The organism is Idiomarina abyssalis (assembly GCF_900116625.1).
Lineage (GTDB): Bacteria > Pseudomonadota > Gammaproteobacteria > Enterobacterales > Alteromonadaceae > Idiomarina > Idiomarina abyssalis.
On record NZ_FPBE01000004.1, the window covers coordinates 111,184 to 131,623 of the forward strand.

Consider the following 20,440-nt stretch of genomic DNA (forward strand, 5'->3'; position numbering starts at 1 on the left):
TAGAATTTACTAATTGGCCAGGGTAAGCCACAGTTTCACTGTTTTTAACAGGGAGCTGTCTCATGCAGGATGCACATTCTTACCGTTTACCCGGAGCCGGTTTTAGCTTAATTGAAATGATGGTCGTGGTGGCCATCATTGCCATTCTCTCCGCTATTGCGGTTCCGTCATATACCTACTATACGCAGCAGGCTAAAGTCAGTAAGGCGCTGGCTCATGCTCAACCATTGCAACTGGGTATTGCCCTATGCTGGCAAATTGAGGGACAGTTAAACCAGTGCAATCAGGCCGGAAGCCAGGGCATTCCTGCACTTCCGGCACCACTACCTGATGAACTCAGTGATTTGAGCCTGACACAGGCGGCGGCAGTACGACTGACCCTGAACTCTGTCAGTATTAATAACCAACCTCTGCAAATTGAACTGACACCCAATGCGGCTAATACGCACTTAGACTGGGGTATCGCCTGCTCAGACTATGGTGAGTCTCGCAGTGTCGTGCAAAACTGTGAACGTCAGGTAAGTTACTAATGTCTGTTATCGGTCGCTGTTCACTGGCTCATCTGAAGCAGGTATCAGGTAGTACAGACGATCCGTTTCTTAAGCAACACGGGTTGCAGCCTTTTGCCAGTACTCAACACTGGGAGCTATTAATACAACAACCCGGTTTTCCACCGGTAGATGCCGTGCTGTTGAGCTTTTACAGCAATAAAAAAGTGATGGTACTTCGCGGGGAAGGTCAACTTCCGGGAGTCCGGCTAAGTCATGACTCCGTCGTCGATTATGTTGACCAACTGTTGCAGTACTGCGCGGCGGAAGGCCTGTCAGATATTCATATACAACCTCAGGAAAGTGGCATTACTGTGCGAGGGCGCATAGCCGGCGAGCTCTCTCGCTTAGATGTGCTGCCCGCAGACTTTGGGCAGCAGGTTTACTCCCGAATTAAGGTACTGGCTAATCTCGATCTCACTGAACTACGTCAGCCGCAAGACGGTCGTTTGTCGGTGCGTGCTGAGAATAGCCGCCAACATGAGTTTCGCTTAAGTTGTTGCCCTGTCATTGGCGGTGAAAAGCTGGTGCTGAGATGCCTGCAGCCAACGCAGAGTATTACGCCCCTGCAGCAAACAGGGTTACTGGACGCGCAATACCGATGGTTTGCCCATTGCCTGAGTCAGCCACAAGGGTTAATTTTGGTTACCGGCCCGACCGGTAGTGGCAAAACCTCGACCTTATACAGCGCCATAAGTCAGTTAGACGCAGAGCGATGCAATATCTGCAGTGTTGAGGACCCGGTTGAAGTTCCCCTGCCCGGTTGCAGCCAAGTGATGGTCAATCATAAACAAGGGCTCACCTTTGCGTCTGTTCTCCGCGCCCTGCTAAGGCAGGACCCGGATGTCATACTGATTGGAGAGATTCGGGATTCTGAAACAGCAAAAATTGCAGTGCAGGCAGCGCAGACCGGGCACCTGGTTCTGACCTCGATGCATACGAACAGCTGTCTCGACAGCTTGAAACGCTTACAGTCTCTTGGCATCAACCCACTGGACATTCGCAGTTCACTCAGTCTTATTGTCAGTCAACGGCTATTTCCGGTACCCGCAACTGCTGAAAATAAGCGTCAAGCAGTGTTTGAGGTCGTCCCCTGGCAGGAGCAGGCGGAGAAATTCATCAACCTTAAGACAAATACAGCGGATCTGCGTCGTTATCTGGAATCATTGCAGCTGCCTGATTTCTCTCAAGCTTTGCAAAACTACATAGACGCAGGTCAGATCAACCGCAAAGAAAAAGAACGGTTCACCTATGATGCCGATTAATCACTGCTGGTACTGGCAAGTGGGTAAGCAGTGCGGGTTTATTCATGCCGATTCGGCACTCCAGGCAAAGCAACTGTTAGCGCAGCACAAAATAAACAGTGCGGCAGTAAAACCTTTGTCGGCCCACAAGCTAAAAGGCTATAAACCCCGTTTATCGCTTTGGTATGAGTTGCTGCAGCAAGTATCTGACCTACTCAGCAGCGGGTTACCGCTTGCTGAAGCATTACGACACAGTGTCTACGAGAGCCCATCCAGAGGATTGCGCTGGATGGTTGAAGACTGCATCCGTTGTATTGAGCGCGGTCTTGCTTTTAGCCGGGCGTTGCAGCTCTATAAAAACTGCTTGCCGGAAGAAGACATCATCGCCATAGCCTGGGCGGAGCAAACCGGCCAGCTTGCTCACACCCTGCACCAGTTGCATCAGGTTGCCAAACGCCAAATGCTGCTCAAAAAGCAAATGAGCAAGGCGCTTCGCTATCCGGTTATAGTACTTTTAGTTGCGGGCGCCGTTTGCTTCATGATGATGGGTTGGGTACTGCCAAGTTTCGCACCGTTATTTAGTGAAGGGGAACTCCCGTGGCTGACCCGGATGTTACTTAACGCTTCGGATTTTCTGCGAGAACAAGCCGTGTCGATTCTTGGAATTGTTCTGTTCTTCTCAGCATCGTTGTATATGGTCAGGAAAAAGGCGCCTTTATTCTGGCAACGAGCCCTGTCTCAACTGCCTTTTATCGGGAAATTGTTGGAGGACATTAAACTCCAACAGCTTTTTCACCGTCTGGCTGTTGCCCTGAAGGCTGGTATTGAAACGCGTCAGGCTCTTAACAGCACCGCGCATTCCCTGACCTGGCTACCTCACCGCCATGCTTTACGCTCTGTTCAACAAAGTGTCGAACAGGGAAAAGGCTGGGTAGACAGTTTCAGAGCAAGCCCTTTAAGTGAGCCTCGTACACTGAGCTTTCTCAAAGTTGCCGAACAAAACGGCAACGTCGATCAGGCCTTTGCCACGCTTGCCGATATTCGCCAACAACGCTTTGAACAAAACTGTGAGCGCTTGATTGGTCTGGCAGAACCCTTGCTGATGGTGGTTTTAGGCGGCATTATAGGCACTCTGCTGGTCGCAATGTATTTGCCGCTGTTTTCTATGGGGCAGCAATTTTAACCACGAAGGAACACAAGTATGGAACACTTGCTCGCTGCTGAGTCGATACCAACTCTGGTGTTGGCGCTGATACTTGGCGCTGTTATTGGCAGCTTTTTGAATGTTGTTATTAGCCGGCTACCCATTCAGCTACAGCGACAGTGGCAGCGTGAATGTGCTGAAATGAACGGCACTCCATTAAAAGAGCTGGACCATTTTTCTATTGCGGTTCCCGGCTCACACTGCCCTGAGTGTAAAGCCTCCATAGCCTGGTACGACAATATACCGCTGCTGAGCTATTTGGTCTTACGTGCCCGTTGTCGCCACTGCCAGACTCATATTCCGCTAACCTACTGGCTGGTTGAGCTTATCAGCTGTCTGGCCTTTGGACTGGTCGCCTGGCACTTTGATTTTAGTCTTCCGGCTCTGGTTTATGTGACCGTATTTTCGCTGCTCATCTGCCTGTTTGTTATTGACTGGAACCATCAGCTATTGCCCGATCAGTTAACCTATCCGCTACTTTGGATTGCCTTGCTCTGGTCATTGTCACCTACCAGTGAACTCTCACCTGACTCCGCCATTATAGGCGCGGTAGCAGGATACCTGAGTTTATGGAGCATTTACTGGGCGTTCAAACTTGTTACCGGGAAGGAAGGAATGGGTTACGGCGATTTTAAGCTGCTGGCGGCCATTACCGCTTTTACCGGTGCAACTTTGTTGCCGGTTACCATTCTTGCCAGCTCAGTTTGCGGTGCCATAGTGGGCTTAGTCATGATTCGCGGCAAAGGCCGGTCACAGCCAATACCCTTTGGCCCGTTTTTAATTGGCGGCGGCATACTCAGCTACTTCTTTGGAACAGATTTACTCTTTAGTTACTGGCGCTGGTTAGGAGGCGTTTAAAATGACCTATGTTGTCGGTGTAACCGGAGGTATTGGTAGCGGCAAATCTGCAGCTACCGCTGAATTCGAAAAGCTGGGTATTACCATTGTCGATGCCGATGTCGTTGCTCGCCAGGTTGTTATGCCGGGAACTCCCTGCCTGCAGGCAATTGCGGAGCACTTTGGAAACCAGTTATTGACTGAAGGGGGTGAGCTTAACCGCAAGGCGTTACGCCAAAGAGTCTTTTCTAACCCTCAGGAAAAGGAATGGCTGAATAAATTACTCCACCCCGCGATAAGAGAAGAGATCATCAGTCAGCTTGAACAAGCTGACTCTCCCTACGTGATTTTGTCAGCTCCCTTGTTGTTGGAAAACGGTCTGGAAAAATACTGCCAGCGAGTGCTGGTGATCGATGTTCCTGAATCTTTGCAAATATCGAGAACTATTCAGCGCGATGACAGTCCTAAAAAAGAAGTGGAAGCTATTATGAAGGCACAGCTAAGTCGCAGCGAGCGGCTAAAAAAAGCAAATGATGTGCTAAACAATGATGGCAGTCTGGAACAGCTGAAACAACAGGTACTTCAGTTACATCAGCGCTACCTGGCGGCAACCGTTGCACAGGAAAAGTAATACGCTATTATAGGAACAGAGTTCACCAATCGGCAATCGCATGGCATCGACTGATAACGACAACATTCTCTACGAATACCCTCTTCAGGAGCGCATGCGAACCTATTTGCGATTGGAGCACGGCTTTGAGCAGCTAAAAGCCAGTCAACTTTGTTTTGAAGAACAAGCTGAACCCTTCTTTAATGCGTTATTCGCCGTTACCGAGCTACTGGAACGCTTTGATATTCGGACCGAACTCAGTAAAGACTTAGATCTCGATAAACAACGTTTGCAAAAATGGGAAGCGCATCCTGACGTTGACCGCGAAGCGCTGCGCAATACCATTCAGGAAATTGAGCAGTGTCTTAACCAGTTACAGGATATTCCAAAATACCTTCGGCAACTTAAAGACGATGCTCTGCTAGCCAGTATCAGGCAACGTTTTAGCCAACCCGGCATGAGCGGTTTATTTGAATTACCACAACTGCAGCTTTGGTTAAGCCAGTCCACTGAAGACAAAGCCAAACAATGCGAAGAATGGCGCAAGACGTTAGCTTTTGTGGAGTTAGCTATCACGCTGAAGCTGACGCTGTTACGCGAGCAATCTGTTTTTGTTCCCATGCAGCTACAAAATGGTTTCTTACAGGAAAGTTCGGATCAGCTACTGGCAATGTTGCGCATTAAAGTTCCTCGCTCAGCCAATATTTACCCCGTCATTAGTGGGCACAGACAACGTTTTACGGTACGATTCATGCCCTTACCGGGGGAGAGTAATGAAACCTCTCTTCAAGACATTGAATTCGAAATCGCAAGGTGTAGTCCATGAGTGTTAGCGTTAACTGCCCAACCTGCCAAAAACAAGTTGAATGGTCAGAAGAATCACCCGCCCGCCCCTTTTGCAGTGAGCGTTGTAAACTGATTGATTTAGGTGAATGGGCTAACGAAGAGAAAAGTATTCCTGGCGAGCCTGTTGTCATTGCTAATGATGATTACAACAACGACGAACAGGATTATTAATAGGCGTTTAAAGACTGCATAATGCATTCAACAATGGGCTGGTTAGCTTCAGGAAACTGAAATGCGTCAAGTTGGTTTTTATCAACCCAACACCAGTCCTGACCTTCTAACTGACGCACTTCACCGTCGTAAGCAAGAACCCACCAGACATCGAGTAAGACCCGTTTATCTTTATACTGATGCTCGATAACCGTTAGTGGGGCCATATCGGTCACATCAATACCGCACTCTTCTTTTAGTTCGCGTTGCAGCGCTTGCTGGACATTCTCTTCGGCTTCGACTTTACCGCCCGGGAACTCCCATTTTCCACCCTGATGTTGTTCAGGATGACGTTGGGCGATAAAAATTTCACCCTGTTCATTCTCAATAACGCCCACTGCAACATGTACAGCAGGCGATGCTTCGGTTTTCATAGTAACCTACAGTTTACCGTGACAATGTTTGTACTTTTTACCAGAACCACAAGGGCAAGGTTCATTACGACCCACTTTGGCACCTTTACGAACAGGTTGCCCCTGTGCGTCAGCATTGTTTTGCTGCGTTGGCTCTTCTGCAGCGGGACCGCTTTGCTCATGGCGGAACTCACGAGGAGCACTATCCGCTGCCTTACGTTGTTCATCAACCGCATCGACGTCTTCCGGAGCCCGAACCTTAACCTTACTTAAAATGGTTACCACGTCGAGCTTCAATGCCTCCAGCATATCGGTAAAGAGCGCAAAGGCTTCTTTCTTGTATTCTTGCTGAGGGTTTTTCTGCGCATAGCCACGCAGGTGAATCCCCTGACGCAGGTGATCCATTGCCGCCAGGTGTTCTTTCCAGTGTTGGTCGAGGCTTTGCAGCATAATAGACTTTTCGAAACGGCGTAAAACTTCCGGCCCGACCATCTCTTCTTTTTCCTGATAGGACTCAACCAGCTTTTCCAGAACGCGTTCACGCAGAACTTCTTCGTGGAAATGCTCTTCCTCTTCCAGCCATTTCTGCAGTGGCACCTCAATATGGAAGTCACCGCGCAGGCGCTCTTCCAGACCTTTTAAGTCCCATAACTCGGCTAAAGACTGAGGCGGAACATACTCGCTAATGACACTGTTGATAACATCTTCGCGAATAGCAACGATGGTCTCAGAAATGTCGCCTTCATCGAGCAACTCATTGCGCTGTTCATAGACAACACTCCGCTGATCATTGGCAACGTCATCGTACTCCAACAACTGCTTACGCACGTCGAAGTTACGGCCTTCCACTTTACGTTGAGCATTTTCAATGGCACGAGTTACCCAAGGGTGTTCAATTGCTTCGCCTTCTTTCATGCCTAAACGCTTCATCATGGTAGCCATTCGCTCTGAAGCGAAAATGCGCATGAGCGAATCTTCTAACGACAGATAGAAACGCGACGAACCCGGGTCACCCTGGCGACCGGCACGACCGCGCAGCTGGTTATCGATACGACGTGATTCGTGACGCTCAGTACCGATAATATGCAAACCACCGGCTTCAATAACAGCATCATGCAGTTTTTGCCATTCTTGCTTTATCTTTTCAATTTTCTCGTTGGTAGGCTCATCCAGCTTTTCAACTTCAGCCATCCAGCTACCACCTAACACGATGTCGGTACCGCGACCGGCCATGTTGGTTGCGATAGTCACCGTACCCGGACGACCTGCCTGAGCGATGATATCGGCTTCTTTTTCGTGGAACTTGGCGTTTAATACCGCGTGAGGAATTTTCTTCTTCTTCAACAGGTTCGACAGCAGTTCAGAGTTTTCGATAGATACCGTACCCACCAATACCGGTCGTTTCTGCTTACGGCATTCTTCTATATCTTCCGCTATCGCTTCGTATTTCTCCAACGTAGTCAGATAGATAAGGTCTGCTCTGTCATCGCGGATCATAGGTTGGTTGGTTGGCAGTACGATAGTTTCCAAGCCGTAAATAGACTGGAACTCAAAAGCTTCAGTATCGGCTGTACCTGTCATACCCGCCAGTTTGTTATACAAACGGAAGTAATTCTGGAAAGTAATAGAAGCTAAGGTCTGGTTTTCATTTTGAATTGGAACGCCTTCTTTGGCCTCGACGGCCTGATGCAGACCTTCGGACCAGCGGCGGCCTTCCATAGTACGACCTGTATGTTCATCAACAATAACGATTTTGTCGTCTTTAATGATGTAATCAACGTCTTTCTGGAACAGGTGATGTGCACGTAATGCCGCATTAATGTGGTGCAGTAAGCTGATGTTGGCCGCCGAATACAGCGAATCGTCCGCTTCCAGCATGCCTTTTTCTTTCAACAGCTCTTCAATATGCTCTTGTCCGTGTTCGGTCAAATGCAGCTGCTTAGCTTTTTCATCGATAGTGAAGTCGCCGTCGCCTTTTTCTTCTTCCGTATCTTCTTTTTCCTGACGCACCAAATGGGGAACCAGTTCATTCATTTTACGGTACATTTCCGAGCTGTCTTCGGCTGGCCCGGAAATAATAAGCGGTGTACGGGCTTCATCAATTAGAATTGAGTCAACTTCATCGACCAGAGCGTAGTTTAATTCGCGCTGGACTCTGTCCTGTGGAGCAAAAGCCATGTTGTCACGAAGATAGTCGAAGCCAAACTCGTTGTTGGTACCGTAGGTAATGTCTGCCTGATAAGCCGCTTTTTTATCTTCCGGTGCCATGCCCGGAATATTAAAGGCAACTGTCAGCCCCAGAAAGTCGAATAATGGCTGATTGAACTCAGCGTCACGCTTTGCCAGATAGTCGTTCACCGTAATGATATGAACACCTTTACCAGGCAACGCATTTAAATAAGCTGGCAGGGTTGCAGTTAAGGTTTTACCTTCACCGGTTTTCATTTCAGCAATGCGATTATCATTCAGTACCATGCCGCCAATGAGCTGCACATCAAAATGACGCATACCAAAGACGCGCTTACTGGCTTCACGAACCGTAGCAAAAGCTTCAGGTAAAATTTGATCTAAACGCTCGCCGTCATTCAGGCGCTTTCGAAACTCCGTTGTTTTCTCTTTTAGCTCGGCATCACTTAACGCTTCAAACTCGGGTTCCAGCGAGTTGATTCGCTCAACGTCTTTCTTCATGGTTTTTAGAATGCGATCGTTGCGACTACCAAATACTTTTCGAAACAGACTGCCTAGCATGAGATTGATTTATCCTGTGTTACTTTCCTGAACAACAAAAGCGGTACCGAAGTACCGCCTACGTTCTAAATTAATTTACCGAGTTATTTTGAGTCAGCTTTACGATACACAAATTGGTTAGGGTCAATTTGACGACCATTACGCAAAACTTCGTAATGAACGTGCGGGCCAGTAGAACGACCGCTACTACCCATTTCAGCAATTTGCTGGCCACGGGTGACAACATCCCCTACTGATACCGATAGCTTATCGTTATGTCCGTAGCGCGTTTTTAAACCACCGCCATGGTCAATTTCGACCAACATACCGTAACCGTATCGGTCGCCCGCCCAAGTCACTACACCTGCGCCGGTAGCAATAATTTTGACGTCTTCATTATAACTGGCAAAGTCTAACCCTTTATGCATGGCTGGTGTGCCATTAAAAGGGTCTTTACGGACACCATACTGCGACGACAACCAACCATCTGAGATTGGGCGCCCCGCAATATAAGCATCATTATTAAGTTGGTGATTCATCATCACAGATTCAAGTAGTGATAGCTGTTTTTGTTTGTCAGAGATTTGCGACAACATATCTTCAATTTCGCGAATAACGTCTGTACCTGAGCTTTGCGGCAACTCGGCAACTTCAATTTCCGGACCACCTATGGGCAGTTCCTGATTAAAGTTAAACTCGCCGTTATCCAAATTGGCAACGCCAGCTAAACGTTCCCCCAGAGCATCCAGACGACGCATTTGAGCTCTTAATTCACCCAGGTATACAGTCATTGCACCCAAACGCTTTTGGGTATCCTCTTTCAGGTCTTTTAATGCTTGCTCTTGTAGGACAAGCTTTTTCTGCTCTGCAGAAATTTTTGATTGCGCCAGTTCAGGATCGATTCCCTGATACTGCCATGGCTGCCAACTGGCAAGTCCGATAAAAGCAGCAATGCCAACATAGGACAAAAACCGACGTCGACTTAACCGAATACGAAAACGTACTTTGGAGCCTCGATAAAAGACTGATAAACTCATCTGAACTCTCTTATTATTTGCCTACTACGCAATTATGTCACGACACCCGAAAACCCCATCAGAATGGCTCCGTTCCGGACAACGGACTTTGTCGACAACTTTACGACACTATGCACAGTTTGCCGCCCAACTTTCGCATTGGCAACAATTGTTTCAACAATGCGTTGATAAAAACACCAACCAACATTGCCAATTGCTGAATATCCGTGATGGTCAAATGATCATTCAGGTGGATAACGGTAGTTGGGCAACCCGGCTAAAACTTCAGCAAGCGGCCATTATAACGCATTTTCGTGACAATGCGACGGTCCCGGTACACAGCCTTTCTATTAAGGTGTCTCCGTCAATGAACAGTTTTCAGAAAACGATTAAAAATCAGAAGGATTCAAGCAGTTCAGAACGCTTGTTAGCAATGGCGGAAGGCTGCGACGAGCCGTTGAAATCGGAGTTAAAAGCGTTGGCGGCAAAATTTACCGCCAACGATAAAGACTAAGCTGTGGTTGTTGCTGGTGACCAAAAGGCGATAGGCGCTTTTTCCTGCTCACCGTCAAAGGTCACAAATTCCCACGCAGATTCTTGCGCTAATAAAGCCTGAAGTAACTGGTTATTCAGTGCATGCCCTGACTTATAAGCACGCAGGTGACCCAGAATACTGTGTCCCCCCATGTACAAGTCACCAATAGCGTCCAACATTTTATGTTTTACGAACTCATCGTCGTAACGTAAGCCGTCACTGTTGAGAATGCGGAATTCATCCAGCACAACGGCGTTATCAAAACTGCCGCCCAGTGCCAGGTTGTTTTCCCGTAAAAATTCAATGTCTTTCATGAAGCCAAAGGTACGGGCACGACTAATTTCTTTTATAAAGGCATTAGCACTAAAGTCGATGCTGACTGTTTGCCCTGTGTCTGCAATAGCCGGGTGTTCAAAGTCGATAGCAAAGTCGATACGGAAACCATCGTGGGGTAGCAGTTCCGCCCACTTATCACCGTCTTCGACACGCACCGGCTGTTTGATCCGGATGAACTTTTTCGCTGCTGACTGCTCTTCAATACCCGCGCTTTGTAGCAGGTAAACAAACGGGTGCGAGCTGCCGTCCATAATTGGAATTTCATGCGAGTCGACTTCGATTATCGCGTTATCAATTCCAACGCCGGCCAGCGCAGCGAGCAAATGCTCGACGGTAGAGATGCGAACGTTCTCTTCGTTGATAAGACAGGTACACAGCTGCGTATCACGCACCCAGTCGGCCCGTGCTGGAATATCCACCACAGGATCAAGGTCCACACGACGGAATATCAAACCGGTATTAGCCGGCGCAGGACGTAAAGTAAGGTTTACTTTATTGCCTTTGTGCAGCCCAACACCCGTGGTTGATATTGCTTGCTGTAATGTACGTTGCTTAATCATGGTACTTGTTCACCTACCTTTTCTATTCGGTTCGCCCTGGCTGACGCCAAAGCGGCCGCATATTATACGACATTTGTCATGGTTCGATCAAATTTTACGCATACTTACACAGAGTTACGCCAAATTAGTCGACCTGTTTTCGTAAAAATGCCGGAATATCCAGGTAATCGAGTTCTTTATCCTGTTTAGCTTTGGCAGCAGGCTGACGTTTTGGTTCAGCTTTTGCTTCCGCTTGAACTTCTTCCTGCTCTTCGTAACGAGGAGCCGCCGCACCGCGGTCTATATCACTGCTACGATATGCCGGCTGAGGTTCGCGCTTAGGCGCAGCCTGGCTGGTATTGTTCACCAGAGAAATATCCGGTTTACGCTCAGCGCCGATGCCGGTTGCAACAACAGTAACGCGCAGTTCGTCGGACATTTCGGTATCGATAACGGTACCCACAATCACTGTAGCGTTATCTGAGGCGAAGGCTTTAACCGTATTACCGACGGTATCGAGCTCTTCAATGCTCATATCCATACCAGCAGTAACGTTAATTAATACGCCACGAGCACCAGACAAGTCGATGTCTTCCAGTAACGGGCTGTTAATTGCCATTTCTGCAGCTTCCTGCGCACGGTCTTCACCGCTGGCAACACCGGTACCCATCATGGCCGTACCCATTTCCTTCATAACCGCGCGAACGTCGGCAAAGTCAACGTTGATAAGACCCGGACGAGTAATCAGCTCAGCAATACCCTGAACCGCACCCAACAATACGTTGTTTGCTGCGCTGAAGGCATCCAGCAAGCTGGTTCCACGACCCATAACTTTAAGCAATTTCTCGTTTGGAATGGTAATTAACGAGTCGACACTTTGTGCCAGTGCGTTAATACCTTCGTCGGCGACAGCCATGCGCTTTTTCCCTTCAAACGGGAAAGGCTTGGTCACAACGGCAACAGTCAGAATGCCCAGTTCTTTGGCAACTTCAGCAACCACAGGTGCTGCACCGGTTCCGGTACCACCGCCCATGCCAGCTGCAATAAAGACCATATCAGCGCCTTCTAAGTGGACTTTGATGTTCTCGCGGTCCTCTTCTGCAGACTGGCGACCCACTTCAGGGTTGGCGCCAGCGCCAAGCCCTTTAGTGATGTCCTGCCCTAATTGAATGGTGACATCTGCCGTATGATTACGCAGAGCCTGCGCATCGGTATTGGCTGCAATAAACTGCACACCTTCAATTGATTCTTTTACCATGTGCTGAACAGCGTTTCCGCCGCCACCACCGACGCCAATCACCTTAATGACGGCTTCGCTTTCATAATTGTCCATCAGTTCGAACATAATAATTCTCCCTACCTGCTTTTAACGTGCTACCCCAAGTTAAAACTCACCTTTGAACCAACTCTGCACTTTTTGCCAGAGTCCGATCACGTCAGTTTTAGAGCTTTCTTTTTGTGACACAGCGGCATCTTCCTGCCCATACCGTAACAGTCCCACCGCTGTGGCATAAACCGGATCTTCGACGTAATCCCGCAGGCCTTTCATGCCCAGAGGAACGCCGATACGAACCGGCATTTGAAAAATTTCTTCAGCAAAATCGACGCAGCCTTCCATCTTCGCGCTGCCGCCGGTAATAACTACCCCGGCTGCAATTTGCTCATCTAATCCGCTTTGCTGGATCTCGTCCCTGACCAGCTCAAACAATTCCTGATAACGCGGCTCTACCACTTCCGACAAGGTATGACGTGACATCACCCGTGACGGACGCCCACCCACCGACGGTACTTCAATGGTGTCTTCCATACTGACCATTTGTCGCAACGCACAGGCGTGCTTAGTTTTAATTTCTTCCGCGTGGTTGGTCGGTGTACGGAAAATTTTGGCAATGTCACTGGTGACCTGATTGCCCGCCGCAGGAATAACTGCGGTATGACGCAATACACCGCCCGCATATATACAAATATCAATGGTGCCGCCGCCTAGATCGACCAGCGCCACACCTAAATCTTTTTCATCATCGGTCAGTACCGATATGCTCGAGGCCAGCGCGGAGAAAATCAGTTTGTCCACCGACAATCCGCAACGCTCAACCGCTTTAATAATATTTTTCGCCATGTCATTCGCACAGGTAATAATGTGCACTTTAGACTCCATGCGAACACCCGACATGCCAATTGGGCTGCGAATGCTTTCCTGAGAGTCAATCACATACTCCTGCGGTAACACATGCAAAATACGACGCTCTTTTGCAATAGGTACTGACTGTGCGGCGTGAATCACGCTGTCGACATCGTCCTGTGTCACTTCGGCTTCGTTAATCGGTACCATGCCACTTTCGTTCTGGCAGGAAATATGACGGCCGGAAATGTTCAGGTACACCGATGCCACGCGACAGTCAGCCATCAGTTCGGCTTCATCAACAGCACGCTGGACCGACTGAACAACCAGGTTAAGGTCGTTAACGCCGCCTTTGTCCATACCACGCGAGGTCGCTGTACCAACGCCAACAACGCTGATCTCATTATCTGGCAGCAATTCGCCAATAAGCGCCGTCACTTTGCTGGTACCTATATCCAGACCTACAACCATATTGTGTTCCGATGTTTTCGACATAACCGTCTAACTCTCACTTTTTGCTTCACGCCAGGCCACTGCAGCCCCGGTGTCATATCGTAAATCCACAGTATCGATTTCGTTGTTTTTACTTTTTTCATGTTCAACGATGCTGGGAAACACATCGATAAACCGTTTTATTCTCTCTAGCGTTGCTTCGCGCCCCAGTTTCACTTCAATTCCCTGAGCTAAAACTACGCTCACGGCAAATCGCTCTGTTAACCTTAGTGCCCTTACCTGAAAGCCATTCACTGCCAACATTTGCTGCACCCGGTTAAATTCTTTCCAGGTTTCCTCTACGGCGTTTTCCGGCCCAAACAACTGCGGCAAAGCCGTACCCACCTGTTCTATATTTGCCCGAAAAACGTCACTTTCCTCATTTATCAGGCGGTCACCGTTCCACATGGCTACCGGTTTGTGTTCCGTCACATAAACCGACAATTTGTCAGGCCAGACTTTGCGAATCGAGACTTTTTGTATCCAGGGTAACTGCTCTACCCGGCGTCTTAATTCGTTCACATCTGCCGTAAAAAAACTTCCCAACGGCTCTGCCGTTAAGGCCTTTCTGACCTCTTCGTTGGCGGTATACTGCAACTCGCCTTGTACATTTAATTCAGCTAACGGCACTTGTTGCTCGTCAGTCAGCACCTGGTTTAACTGATAAATACCAACCAGGGCACCTGCTATAGTCAGGCATAGCACTGTCACACCCGACCAAAAGTTCACAGAACGCAGGCGCTGTTCAGCTGCCATCATCAGCGCTCCAGTGTTTGCGCTAAAATGCGCTCCACTAAATCGTTAAAACTTAATCCGGCGGCTCTTGCAGCCATAGGTACCAGGCTCTTTTCGGTCATGCCGGGAACGGTATTGGCTTCGAGTAAGAACCACTCGCCATTGCCGTTGCGCATAACATCGATACGCCCCCAACCACTCGCTCCAATCGCTGAAAATGCCCGCTCAGCCAAGCTGCGAAGTTTCGCTTCGTCTTCATCACTTAACCCGGCAGGGCAGTGATACTGCGTGTCATTCGCCTGGTACTTCGCCTCAAAGTCGTAAAACTCATGCGGTGTCTGCAGACGAATAACAGGTAAAGCATTTCCGTCTAGCAGGCCGATGGTGTACTCAGGGCCTTCAATCCACTGCTCAACCAGAATGTCGTCATCAAACTGTGCCGCGTGCTTTAAAGCTGCCGCCAGTCGCGGTGCACTATCGGCACTGCTCATACCAATGGATGAGCCTTCGCGAGCCGGCTTAACGATGACGCGCCCACCAAGCTCCAACAACAAGGCCTCGGCGTTCACTTGTTCTATTTCATCTTGGGTAATGACCCGCCAGCTGGCTGTCGGTAACCCCAAAGCGTGCCAAATTTGTTTGCAACGCACCTTATCCATACCCAGAGCACAGCCAAGAACGTCACTACCGGTATAAGGGATTCCCAGCACTTGCAGTGCACCCTGCATAGCGCCATCTTCGCCACCACGCCCATGCAGCGCGATAAATACACGTCCGTAGCCATCATCAACCAGTTCTTGCAGGCTATGTGCTGCCGGGTCAAACGCGTGCGCATCAATACCTTTAGCCACTAAGCCTTTTAACACGGCCATTCCCGATTTTAACGAGACATCTCGCTCTGCCGAGCTACCGCCCAGCATGACAGCGACTTTACCAAAGGTCTCAGCGTTCATTGCTCAGCACCTCCGTCGCTATGTTTTTTGCCAGCGCACCAATGTTTCCGGCTCCCTGAGTTAACAGCAGGTCTCCGGCAGCCAAAACCGACTCCAGCACCTCAGGCATATCATCTACTGTGGCGACATAGATAGGGTCTATTTGACCTCGCTGTCGTATCGAGCGACATAAAGAACGACTGTCCGCTCCGCTAACCGGTGTCTCTCCTGCGCTATAAACTTCCAGCATCAGCAGCACATCAACTTGCGAAAGCACGTTGACGAAGTCCTCATATAAGTCACGTGTCCGTGAATATCGGTGTGGCTGAAATGCCATTACCAGACGACGCTCAGGCCAGCCTTCGCGGGCGGCCTGTATGGTCGCCGCAACCTCAGACGGATGATGCCCGTAGTCATCCACCAACATGACTTCACCTTCGTTTTTACCCGGTACAGGAAAGTTTCCGTAATGCTGAAAACGCCGTCCAATACCTTCAAATTTATTTAACGCCGACTGAATTGCCTGGTCATTAATGCCTTCGTCCGTAGCTACTGCTACCGCTGCCAGTGCATTCAGTACATTGTGCTTGCCCGGCAGATTAAGGCAGACATCTAATGGCTGCAGGCCTTTCCGTAAAATAGTAAAACAGCTCTCACTGGCGGTTTGCTTATAGTTAATAGCCCGAATATCTGCGGCTTCACTAAAGCCGTAAGTCATGGTCTGACGACCCAGGCGCGGAATTAAGTCGGCTACCACAGGGTCATCCACACACATAACCGCTAAACCATAAAATGGCAGGTTATGCAGAAACTCAACATAGGTGTCCAATAACTTATTAAAGTCACCTTCGTAGGTGTCCATATGGTCCGCTTCAATGTTGGTCACTATGGCGACCATCGGCTGTAAATGCAGGAACGACGCATCGCTCTCGTCGGCCTCAGCAATCAGGTACTTACTGTTACCTAACCGGGCATTAGAGCCGGCACTGTTCAGCAAGCCTCCGATGACAAAAGTTGGATCGCGATCCGCTTCAGCAAAAATACTGGCCACCAATGACGTGGTTGTGGTTTTACCGTGTGTTCCGGCTACCGCAATACCGTGACGGAAGCGCATGAGCTCGGCCAGCATCTCTGCACGGCGGACAACCGGTACACGTAACTGATGAGCGGCAACGAGCTCCGCATTGTCGGTTTTAATGGCGCTGGACACCACAACCACACTGGCACCTTCAATATTCTCAGCCATATGGCCTAACACGACCGTCGCACCCAGACTGCGCAGACGCTCGGTATTGGTATTCTCAGCAATGTCAGAACCCGATATCTGGTACCCCTGGTTCAACAGAACTTCCGCAATACCCGCCATACCGGCACCGCCGATACCAACGAAGTGTATTCGCTGTACCCGGCGCATTTCCGGTACGTTCACAATAGTAAATGGCTGTGCGTTGGTTGCGGTCATGCTAGTCATCGCTCTTCTTATATTCCATACATTCATTTGCTAGTCGTTGCGTCGCCTCTGGCATAGCGCACTGACGAGCGAAACGCGCCATTGTCCACAGTTGTTGCCTGTCATGCAATAAACGTTTTAACTGTTGCTGCAATGCACCTTTGGTAACTTCAGTTTGCGGTACTAAAACTGCCGCACCGCGGCTTTCCAGGACTTTCGCATTTGCCGTTTGGTGGTCATCTACCGCGTGAGGCAGAGGTACCAGAATGGAAGCGACACCCATAACAGCCAGTTCAGAAATGGTTAAAGCACCCGCACGGCATATCACCAAATCTGCCCGGCTAAAGGCTTCGCCCATATCGTCAATAAATTCAACTACGGTCAGCGCTTTTAGAGCCGGTGCATTCCCGTACGCTTTTTCTGTGGCTGCTTCACGATCCACACCGCACTGATGCATAACATTTAGCTCTACACCATCTAATACTTTGACGGCTTCCGGTACCGCTTCGTTCAATACCTGCGCCCCTAAACTGCCGCCAACCACCAGTAAATTTAATTCACCGGTCATTTTTGAATTCTCGGGCTGTTCAGCTGCTTGTTTCAATAAATCACTGCGCAAAGGGTTACCCACCACCGGATAGCTTTTCCACTGCGGCAAAGCAACAGGCAGCCCCAGCAAGACTTTATCGGCTTTAGGTGCAAGCAAGCGTGTAGTCATACCCGGTATAGCATTTTGTTCGTGCACCACTAATGGCACACCGCAGAGTTTTGCTGCTAAGCCCATTGGGGCACAAACGTAACCACCAAAGGTGGCGACCACTTGCGGCTGAAGCGTTTTAAGTAAACGTCGACACTGCAAAACTGCTTTCGCTAAAGTAAATGGCATTAACAGCTTTCTTTTCAGGCCATGACCCCGAACCCCGGTCATACTAATACTGTGCAACGCAAAGCCTGCCGCCGGAATAACACGGCTTTCCAGACGCCCTTCGCGAGTACCAAGCCAGTCAACTTGCCAGCCGTTACTCCGCATTTCTTCAGCCACAGCTAAAGCCGGGAAGATATGTCCGCCGGTACCTGCGGCTGCGATTAGAACGCGGTTCATTCAGCACCTCCGCGCGGCGCTACTTTGCGACCCGTCATGCGGCGCTCGTGGTCAATCCGTAATAACAAACCAACGGCTAACGCCGACACAATCAGGCTGTTACCGCCATAACTGACCATGGGCAGGGTTAACCCTTTCGTTGGCAGAGCACCAGAAGCAACGCCAATATTCACGAAGGCCTGAATACTGAACCAAACACTGATACCGTATGCGAGGTATCCACCATAGCGCTGCTCCAGCATTAAACAGCGACGACCAATAACTAATGCCCGCCAAACCAGCATCAGTACAGTAGCAATGACAGCCAGAACACCTAAGAAACCAAGTTCCTCGGCAATAACTGCCATAATAAAATCGGTATGAGCTTCAGGCAGATACTGAAGTTTCTGAATACTGTTACCCAGGCCTGCACCACTAAACTGCCCTTGTCCAAAGGCAATAAGCGACTGCATTAACTGATAACCGGCACCAAAAGGGTCTTTTTCCGGTTCTAAGAAGGTTAATAGTCGCTGCATTCGGTAAGGCTCAACAATAATCAAAAGAATGAGCGCCAACACGCAGGTAAGAAATACCGCGAAGAACTGCCATAACCGGGCACCGGCCAGGAACAACATGGCGACAGTGGTCGCCGACAGAACCACAACAGTACCGAAGTCCGGCTGCATCAACAGCAGTACTGCCGCGATAAACAGCAGGAACAATGGCTTAATAAAGCCTTTGGCAGCTTCGCGCACTTCGTCTTCACGACGGGACAAATAACTGGCCATGTAAATACAGAAAAATAATTTAGCCATTTCTGCGGACTGAATAGTGATAGGCCCCACTTTTATCCAACGCTGTGAGCCATTCACCTCGTGGCCGATAATCAACACCAGCAGTAACATCAGCAAACCAACAAGTAGTAGCTTACCGCTGTGCAAATTCCAGCTTTGCGTAGGAACCCTCAGAGTCGCCAGCATAATCCCTAAGCTGATAACAATATAAACGCCGTGACGTATCGCAAAATGAAAAGGGTTACCGGTTAGCCGCTCGGCTGTTGGCAGCGAGGCTGATGTCACCATAATAAAGCCAAAAGCCAGTAACGACATGGCAAGAACAAACAGTACCCGGTCGTACAGAGGCTCACTGGTTGTTCCGCGGAACCAGTCGAATAGCTGCTGTAACCGAGTACTGGCCTGACCCTCAGGTATTTCGAGGTTCAGTTGTTCTTCACGCACTGTCGACATAAAGCGCCTCCACTGCCTGACGGAAACTCTCGCCACGGTGCTCGAAATTATCAAACTGATCGAAACTGGCACAGGCCGGAGACAGCAGAACCATATCCCCTGCCTGAACGAGAGAGGATGCCAGCTCAACAGCCTGCTGCAGACTCTTAACCTGACGCGAGCCGTTGAACAGCTGCCCCAAACGCGGACCGTCTTCGCCTATAGTCAGCAAAATATCGACGCGCTCCAGAGTTGACTGTAGCTCCCGGAAGTCCGCACCTTTGCCATGGCCTCCGGCAATAAGCAATAGGCGTCCATTAACGGTTGGTCGGAGACCTTCGACAGCCGCTGCCGTTGCGCCAATGTTGGTTGCTTTTGAGTCATTAACCCAAAATACACCACCGTCACTGCTGACGAGTTCACAACGGTGTGGCAAGCCGTTAAATTCTTTCACCGCGTTGGCTGCTTGTTCAATATCAATTGAAATGGCCTCACACAAGGCCAGAGCAGCCTGCACATTGATTAAATTATGAATACCCTGCAGTTTTAACTGATCGGCCCGGAGCACAACATTACCGCGGTAAGTAACGGCCACCGGACCACTGGAGCGATCAACATTGCCGGACAATAGTCCGAAATGCTGGGGATGAGCGTCATCACCAAAGCTCATTAACTTACCGGTAATTGGGTGTGGCCAGGTGTCCTGTTGCTGTCGATTTAGTACCCAAGTCTTCGCGTTAGTAAAAATGCGTTGTTTGGCTTTAACGTATTCTTCTATGGAGCTGTAGCGATCCATGTGATCGGCGCTAATATTCAGAAGTGCCGCAGCTTTTAGATTTAAACTACTTACAGACTCCAGTTGGAAGCTGGACAGTTCCAGCATGACAGCGTCAGGCTGATCTTTTTGTTGTAGTAACTCCAGCACCGGCAGACCAATATTGCCGGCTGCAACCACATTCTTACCGCATTTCTGAGCAATAAACTCAACCATTCGGGTAACAGTGGATTTACCGTTAGAACCGGTTACTGCAATGACGGGTAAATTCGACTCTTGAGCAAAAAGTTCGACGTCGCCAACCACCGGAATATTTGCATCCCGGGCTAAAACTATCGGCTCTTCGCGCAGATCAATGCCCGGACTTGTAATAATTAAGTCAGCCGCCAGCGTGTCTTCTAACTCCCAGCGACGATTCAGGAATTCAGTATCGCCCAATATTTGTTTGGCTTCGTCGAGACCAGGAGGGTTACTGCGCGAATCGAATACCCGAATCTGAACATTTGCCAGCTTTTTGTCCTGTTGTTTCTTATTTTGTAAATAGCGCAGCACAGAAACCCCGGTCTTTCCAAGACCGAGGACAACAATGTGTTTCATATTCTGCCAGGCTATCTTTTTCATT

General features: G+C 49.2%; 20 protein-coding genes. 8 read left to right on the forward strand and 12 right to left on the reverse strand.

Going from position 1 to position 20,440, the window contains the following annotated elements; all coding sequences use genetic code 11:
• The first annotated feature begins 62 nt into the window (after positions 1 to 62).
• Genes BM359_RS08935 through yacG form a run of 7 tightly spaced genes read left to right on the forward strand, consistent with a single transcriptional unit; the run spans position 63 to position 5,460 of the window.
• Entirely contained in the window at positions 63 to 530 is a 468-nt protein-coding gene (locus tag BM359_RS08935; protein WP_054489906.1) for a pilin, read from the forward strand.
• Positions 530 to 1,813, forward strand: a complete 1,284-nt coding sequence (locus BM359_RS08940; protein WP_054489904.1) for a GspE/PulE family protein — start codon at positions 530 to 532, stop codon at positions 1,811 to 1,813. Before BM359_RS08935 ends, BM359_RS08940 begins: the two co-directional genes overlap by 1 nt.
• Positions 1,800 to 2,975: a type II secretion system F family protein gene (locus BM359_RS08945; RefSeq protein WP_054489902.1), complete on the forward strand. Its 1,176-nt coding sequence runs from the start codon at positions 1,800 to 1,802 to the stop codon at positions 2,973 to 2,975. The genes BM359_RS08940 and BM359_RS08945 overlap by 14 nt, the downstream gene beginning before the upstream one ends.
• 18 nt (positions 2,976 to 2,993) lie before the next feature.
• Positions 2,994 to 3,854 carry a prepilin peptidase gene (locus BM359_RS08950; protein WP_054489900.1) on the forward strand — a complete coding sequence of 287 codons (861 nt, stop codon included), beginning with the start codon at positions 2,994 to 2,996 and terminating at the stop codon, positions 3,852 to 3,854.
• Position 3,855: 1 nt separating this feature from the next.
• Positions 3,856 to 4,464 carry a dephospho-CoA kinase gene (gene coaE, locus BM359_RS08955; protein ID WP_054489898.1) on the forward strand — a complete coding sequence of 203 codons (609 nt, stop codon included), beginning with the start codon at positions 3,856 to 3,858 and terminating at the stop codon, positions 4,462 to 4,464.
• A gap of 40 nt (positions 4,465 to 4,504) precedes the next feature.
• On the forward strand, positions 4,505 to 5,269 hold the full coding sequence (gene zapD, locus BM359_RS08960; protein ID WP_054489896.1) for a cell division protein ZapD: 765 nt from the start codon (positions 4,505 to 4,507) through the stop codon (positions 5,267 to 5,269).
• On the forward strand, positions 5,266 to 5,460 hold the full coding sequence (yacG, locus tag BM359_RS08965) for a DNA gyrase inhibitor YacG (RefSeq protein ID WP_054489894.1): 195 nt from the start codon (positions 5,266 to 5,268) through the stop codon (positions 5,458 to 5,460). The genes zapD and yacG overlap by 4 nt, the downstream gene beginning before the upstream one ends.
• On the opposite strand, the gene mutT is transcribed toward yacG, so the two are convergent.
• The 3 genes from mutT to BM359_RS08980 all read right to left on the reverse strand — a co-directional run bounded on the left by mutT (position 5,457) and on the right by BM359_RS08980 (position 9,616).
• Positions 5,457 to 5,873 (reverse strand): 8-oxo-dGTP diphosphatase MutT, encoded by a 417-nt coding sequence (gene mutT / locus BM359_RS08970; protein ID WP_054489892.1) that lies wholly within the window; start codon positions 5,871 to 5,873, stop codon positions 5,457 to 5,459. The two genes, yacG and mutT, sit on opposite strands and share 4 nt — an antisense overlap.
• Positions 5,874 to 5,879: 6 nt before the next feature.
• Positions 5,880 to 8,600, reverse strand: coding sequence for a preprotein translocase subunit SecA (gene secA / locus BM359_RS08975; RefSeq protein ID WP_054489890.1), 2,721 nt, complete (start codon positions 8,598 to 8,600; stop codon positions 5,880 to 5,882).
• A gap of 83 nt (positions 8,601 to 8,683) precedes the next feature.
• Positions 8,684 to 9,616, reverse strand: a complete 933-nt coding sequence (locus BM359_RS08980; protein ID WP_054489888.1) for a M23 family metallopeptidase — start codon at positions 9,614 to 9,616, stop codon at positions 8,684 to 8,686.
• An 88-nt stretch (positions 9,617 to 9,704) separates the two neighbouring features.
• On the opposite strand from BM359_RS08980, the gene BM359_RS08985 reads away from it, so the two are divergent.
• A complete protein-coding gene (locus BM359_RS08985; protein WP_234972485.1) occupies positions 9,705 to 10,109 on the forward strand; it encodes a DUF721 domain-containing protein in 405 nt (134 codons plus the stop codon).
• Here BM359_RS08985 and lpxC read toward each other — a convergent pair.
• From lpxC to murD, 9 genes are all read right to left on the reverse strand, one after another.
• Positions 10,106 to 11,026 (reverse strand): UDP-3-O-acyl-N-acetylglucosamine deacetylase, encoded by a 921-nt coding sequence (gene lpxC, locus BM359_RS08990; RefSeq protein WP_054489884.1) that lies wholly within the window; start codon positions 11,024 to 11,026, stop codon positions 10,106 to 10,108. The two genes, BM359_RS08985 and lpxC, sit on opposite strands and share 4 nt — an antisense overlap.
• A gap of 124 nt (positions 11,027 to 11,150) precedes the next feature.
• Positions 11,151 to 12,350, reverse strand: a complete 1,200-nt coding sequence (gene ftsZ / locus BM359_RS08995) for a cell division protein FtsZ (RefSeq protein WP_054489882.1) — start codon at positions 12,348 to 12,350, stop codon at positions 11,151 to 11,153.
• Positions 12,351 to 12,389: 39 nt separating this feature from the next.
• Positions 12,390 to 13,622: a cell division protein FtsA gene (gene ftsA, locus BM359_RS09000; protein ID WP_054489880.1), complete on the reverse strand. Its 1,233-nt coding sequence runs from the start codon at positions 13,620 to 13,622 to the stop codon at positions 12,390 to 12,392.
• A 6-nt stretch (positions 13,623 to 13,628) separates the two neighbouring features.
• On the reverse strand, positions 13,629 to 14,378 hold the full coding sequence (locus BM359_RS09005; RefSeq protein ID WP_234972486.1) for a cell division protein FtsQ/DivIB: 750 nt from the start codon (positions 14,376 to 14,378) through the stop codon (positions 13,629 to 13,631).
• Positions 14,378 to 15,307 (reverse strand): D-alanine--D-alanine ligase, encoded by a 930-nt coding sequence (locus BM359_RS09010; protein ID WP_054489877.1) that lies wholly within the window; start codon positions 15,305 to 15,307, stop codon positions 14,378 to 14,380. The genes BM359_RS09005 and BM359_RS09010 overlap by 1 nt, the downstream gene beginning before the upstream one ends.
• Positions 15,297 to 16,757 (reverse strand): UDP-N-acetylmuramate--L-alanine ligase, encoded by a 1,461-nt coding sequence (murC, locus tag BM359_RS09015; protein WP_054489875.1) that lies wholly within the window; start codon positions 16,755 to 16,757, stop codon positions 15,297 to 15,299. Before murC ends, BM359_RS09010 begins: the two co-directional genes overlap by 11 nt.
• Complete coding sequence (murG, locus tag BM359_RS09020) at positions 16,750 to 17,838, reverse strand: undecaprenyldiphospho-muramoylpentapeptide beta-N-acetylglucosaminyltransferase (RefSeq protein ID WP_054489873.1); 1,089 nt, start codon at positions 17,836 to 17,838, stop codon at positions 16,750 to 16,752. The genes murC and murG overlap by 8 nt, the downstream gene beginning before the upstream one ends.
• Positions 17,835 to 19,064 carry a putative lipid II flippase FtsW gene (gene ftsW / locus BM359_RS09025; RefSeq protein WP_054489871.1) on the reverse strand — a complete coding sequence of 410 codons (1,230 nt, stop codon included), beginning with the start codon at positions 19,062 to 19,064 and terminating at the stop codon, positions 17,835 to 17,837. The genes murG and ftsW overlap by 4 nt, the downstream gene beginning before the upstream one ends.
• Positions 19,048 to 20,439, reverse strand: coding sequence for a UDP-N-acetylmuramoyl-L-alanine--D-glutamate ligase (gene murD / locus BM359_RS09030; RefSeq protein ID WP_054489869.1), 1,392 nt, complete (start codon positions 20,437 to 20,439; stop codon positions 19,048 to 19,050). The genes ftsW and murD overlap by 17 nt, the downstream gene beginning before the upstream one ends.
• Between the last annotated feature and the right edge of the window lies 1 nt (position 20,440).

Coding starts and splice junctions, on each gene's coding strand:
- secA (WP_054489890.1), bottom strand. CDS start 8,600: ATGCTAGGCAGTCTGTTTCGAAAAGTATTTGGTAGTCGCAACGATCGC.
- lpxC (WP_054489884.1), bottom strand. CDS start 11,026: ATGATTAAGCAACGTACATTACAGCAAGCAATATCAACCACGGGTGTT.
- BM359_RS08945 (WP_054489902.1), top strand. CDS start 1,800: ATGATGCCGATTAATCACTGCTGGTACTGGCAAGTGGGTAAGCAGTGC.
- ftsW (WP_054489871.1), bottom strand. CDS start 19,064: ATGTCGACAGTGCGTGAAGAACAACTGAACCTCGAAATACCTGAGGGT.
- BM359_RS09010 (WP_054489877.1), bottom strand. CDS start 15,307: ATGAACGCTGAGACCTTTGGTAAAGTCGCTGTCATGCTGGGCGGTAGC.
- zapD (WP_054489896.1), top strand. CDS start 4,505: ATGGCATCGACTGATAACGACAACATTCTCTACGAATACCCTCTTCAG.
- yacG (WP_054489894.1), top strand. CDS start 5,266: ATGAGTGTTAGCGTTAACTGCCCAACCTGCCAAAAACAAGTTGAATGG.
- ftsA (WP_054489880.1), bottom strand. CDS start 13,622: ATGTCGAAAACATCGGAACACAATATGGTTGTAGGTCTGGATATAGGT.
- BM359_RS08940 (WP_054489904.1), top strand. CDS start 530: ATGTCTGTTATCGGTCGCTGTTCACTGGCTCATCTGAAGCAGGTATCA.
- murC (WP_054489875.1), bottom strand. CDS start 16,757: ATGACTAGCATGACCGCAACCAACGCACAGCCATTTACTATTGTGAAC.
- murG (WP_054489873.1), bottom strand. CDS start 17,838: ATGAACCGCGTTCTAATCGCAGCCGCAGGTACCGGCGGACATATCTTC.
- BM359_RS08950 (WP_054489900.1), top strand. CDS start 2,994: ATGGAACACTTGCTCGCTGCTGAGTCGATACCAACTCTGGTGTTGGCG.
- ftsZ (WP_054489882.1), bottom strand. CDS start 12,350: ATGTTCGAACTGATGGACAATTATGAAAGCGAAGCCGTCATTAAGGTG.
- murD (WP_054489869.1), bottom strand. CDS start 20,439: ATGAAAAAGATAGCCTGGCAGAATATGAAACACATTGTTGTCCTCGGT.
- coaE (WP_054489898.1), top strand. CDS start 3,856: ATGACCTATGTTGTCGGTGTAACCGGAGGTATTGGTAGCGGCAAATCT.
- mutT (WP_054489892.1), bottom strand. CDS start 5,873: ATGAAAACCGAAGCATCGCCTGCTGTACATGTTGCAGTGGGCGTTATT.
- BM359_RS08935 (WP_054489906.1), top strand. CDS start 63: ATGCAGGATGCACATTCTTACCGTTTACCCGGAGCCGGTTTTAGCTTA.
- BM359_RS08980 (WP_054489888.1), bottom strand. CDS start 9,616: ATGAGTTTATCAGTCTTTTATCGAGGCTCCAAAGTACGTTTTCGTATT.
- BM359_RS09005 (WP_234972486.1), bottom strand. CDS start 14,378: ATGATGGCAGCTGAACAGCGCCTGCGTTCTGTGAACTTTTGGTCGGGT.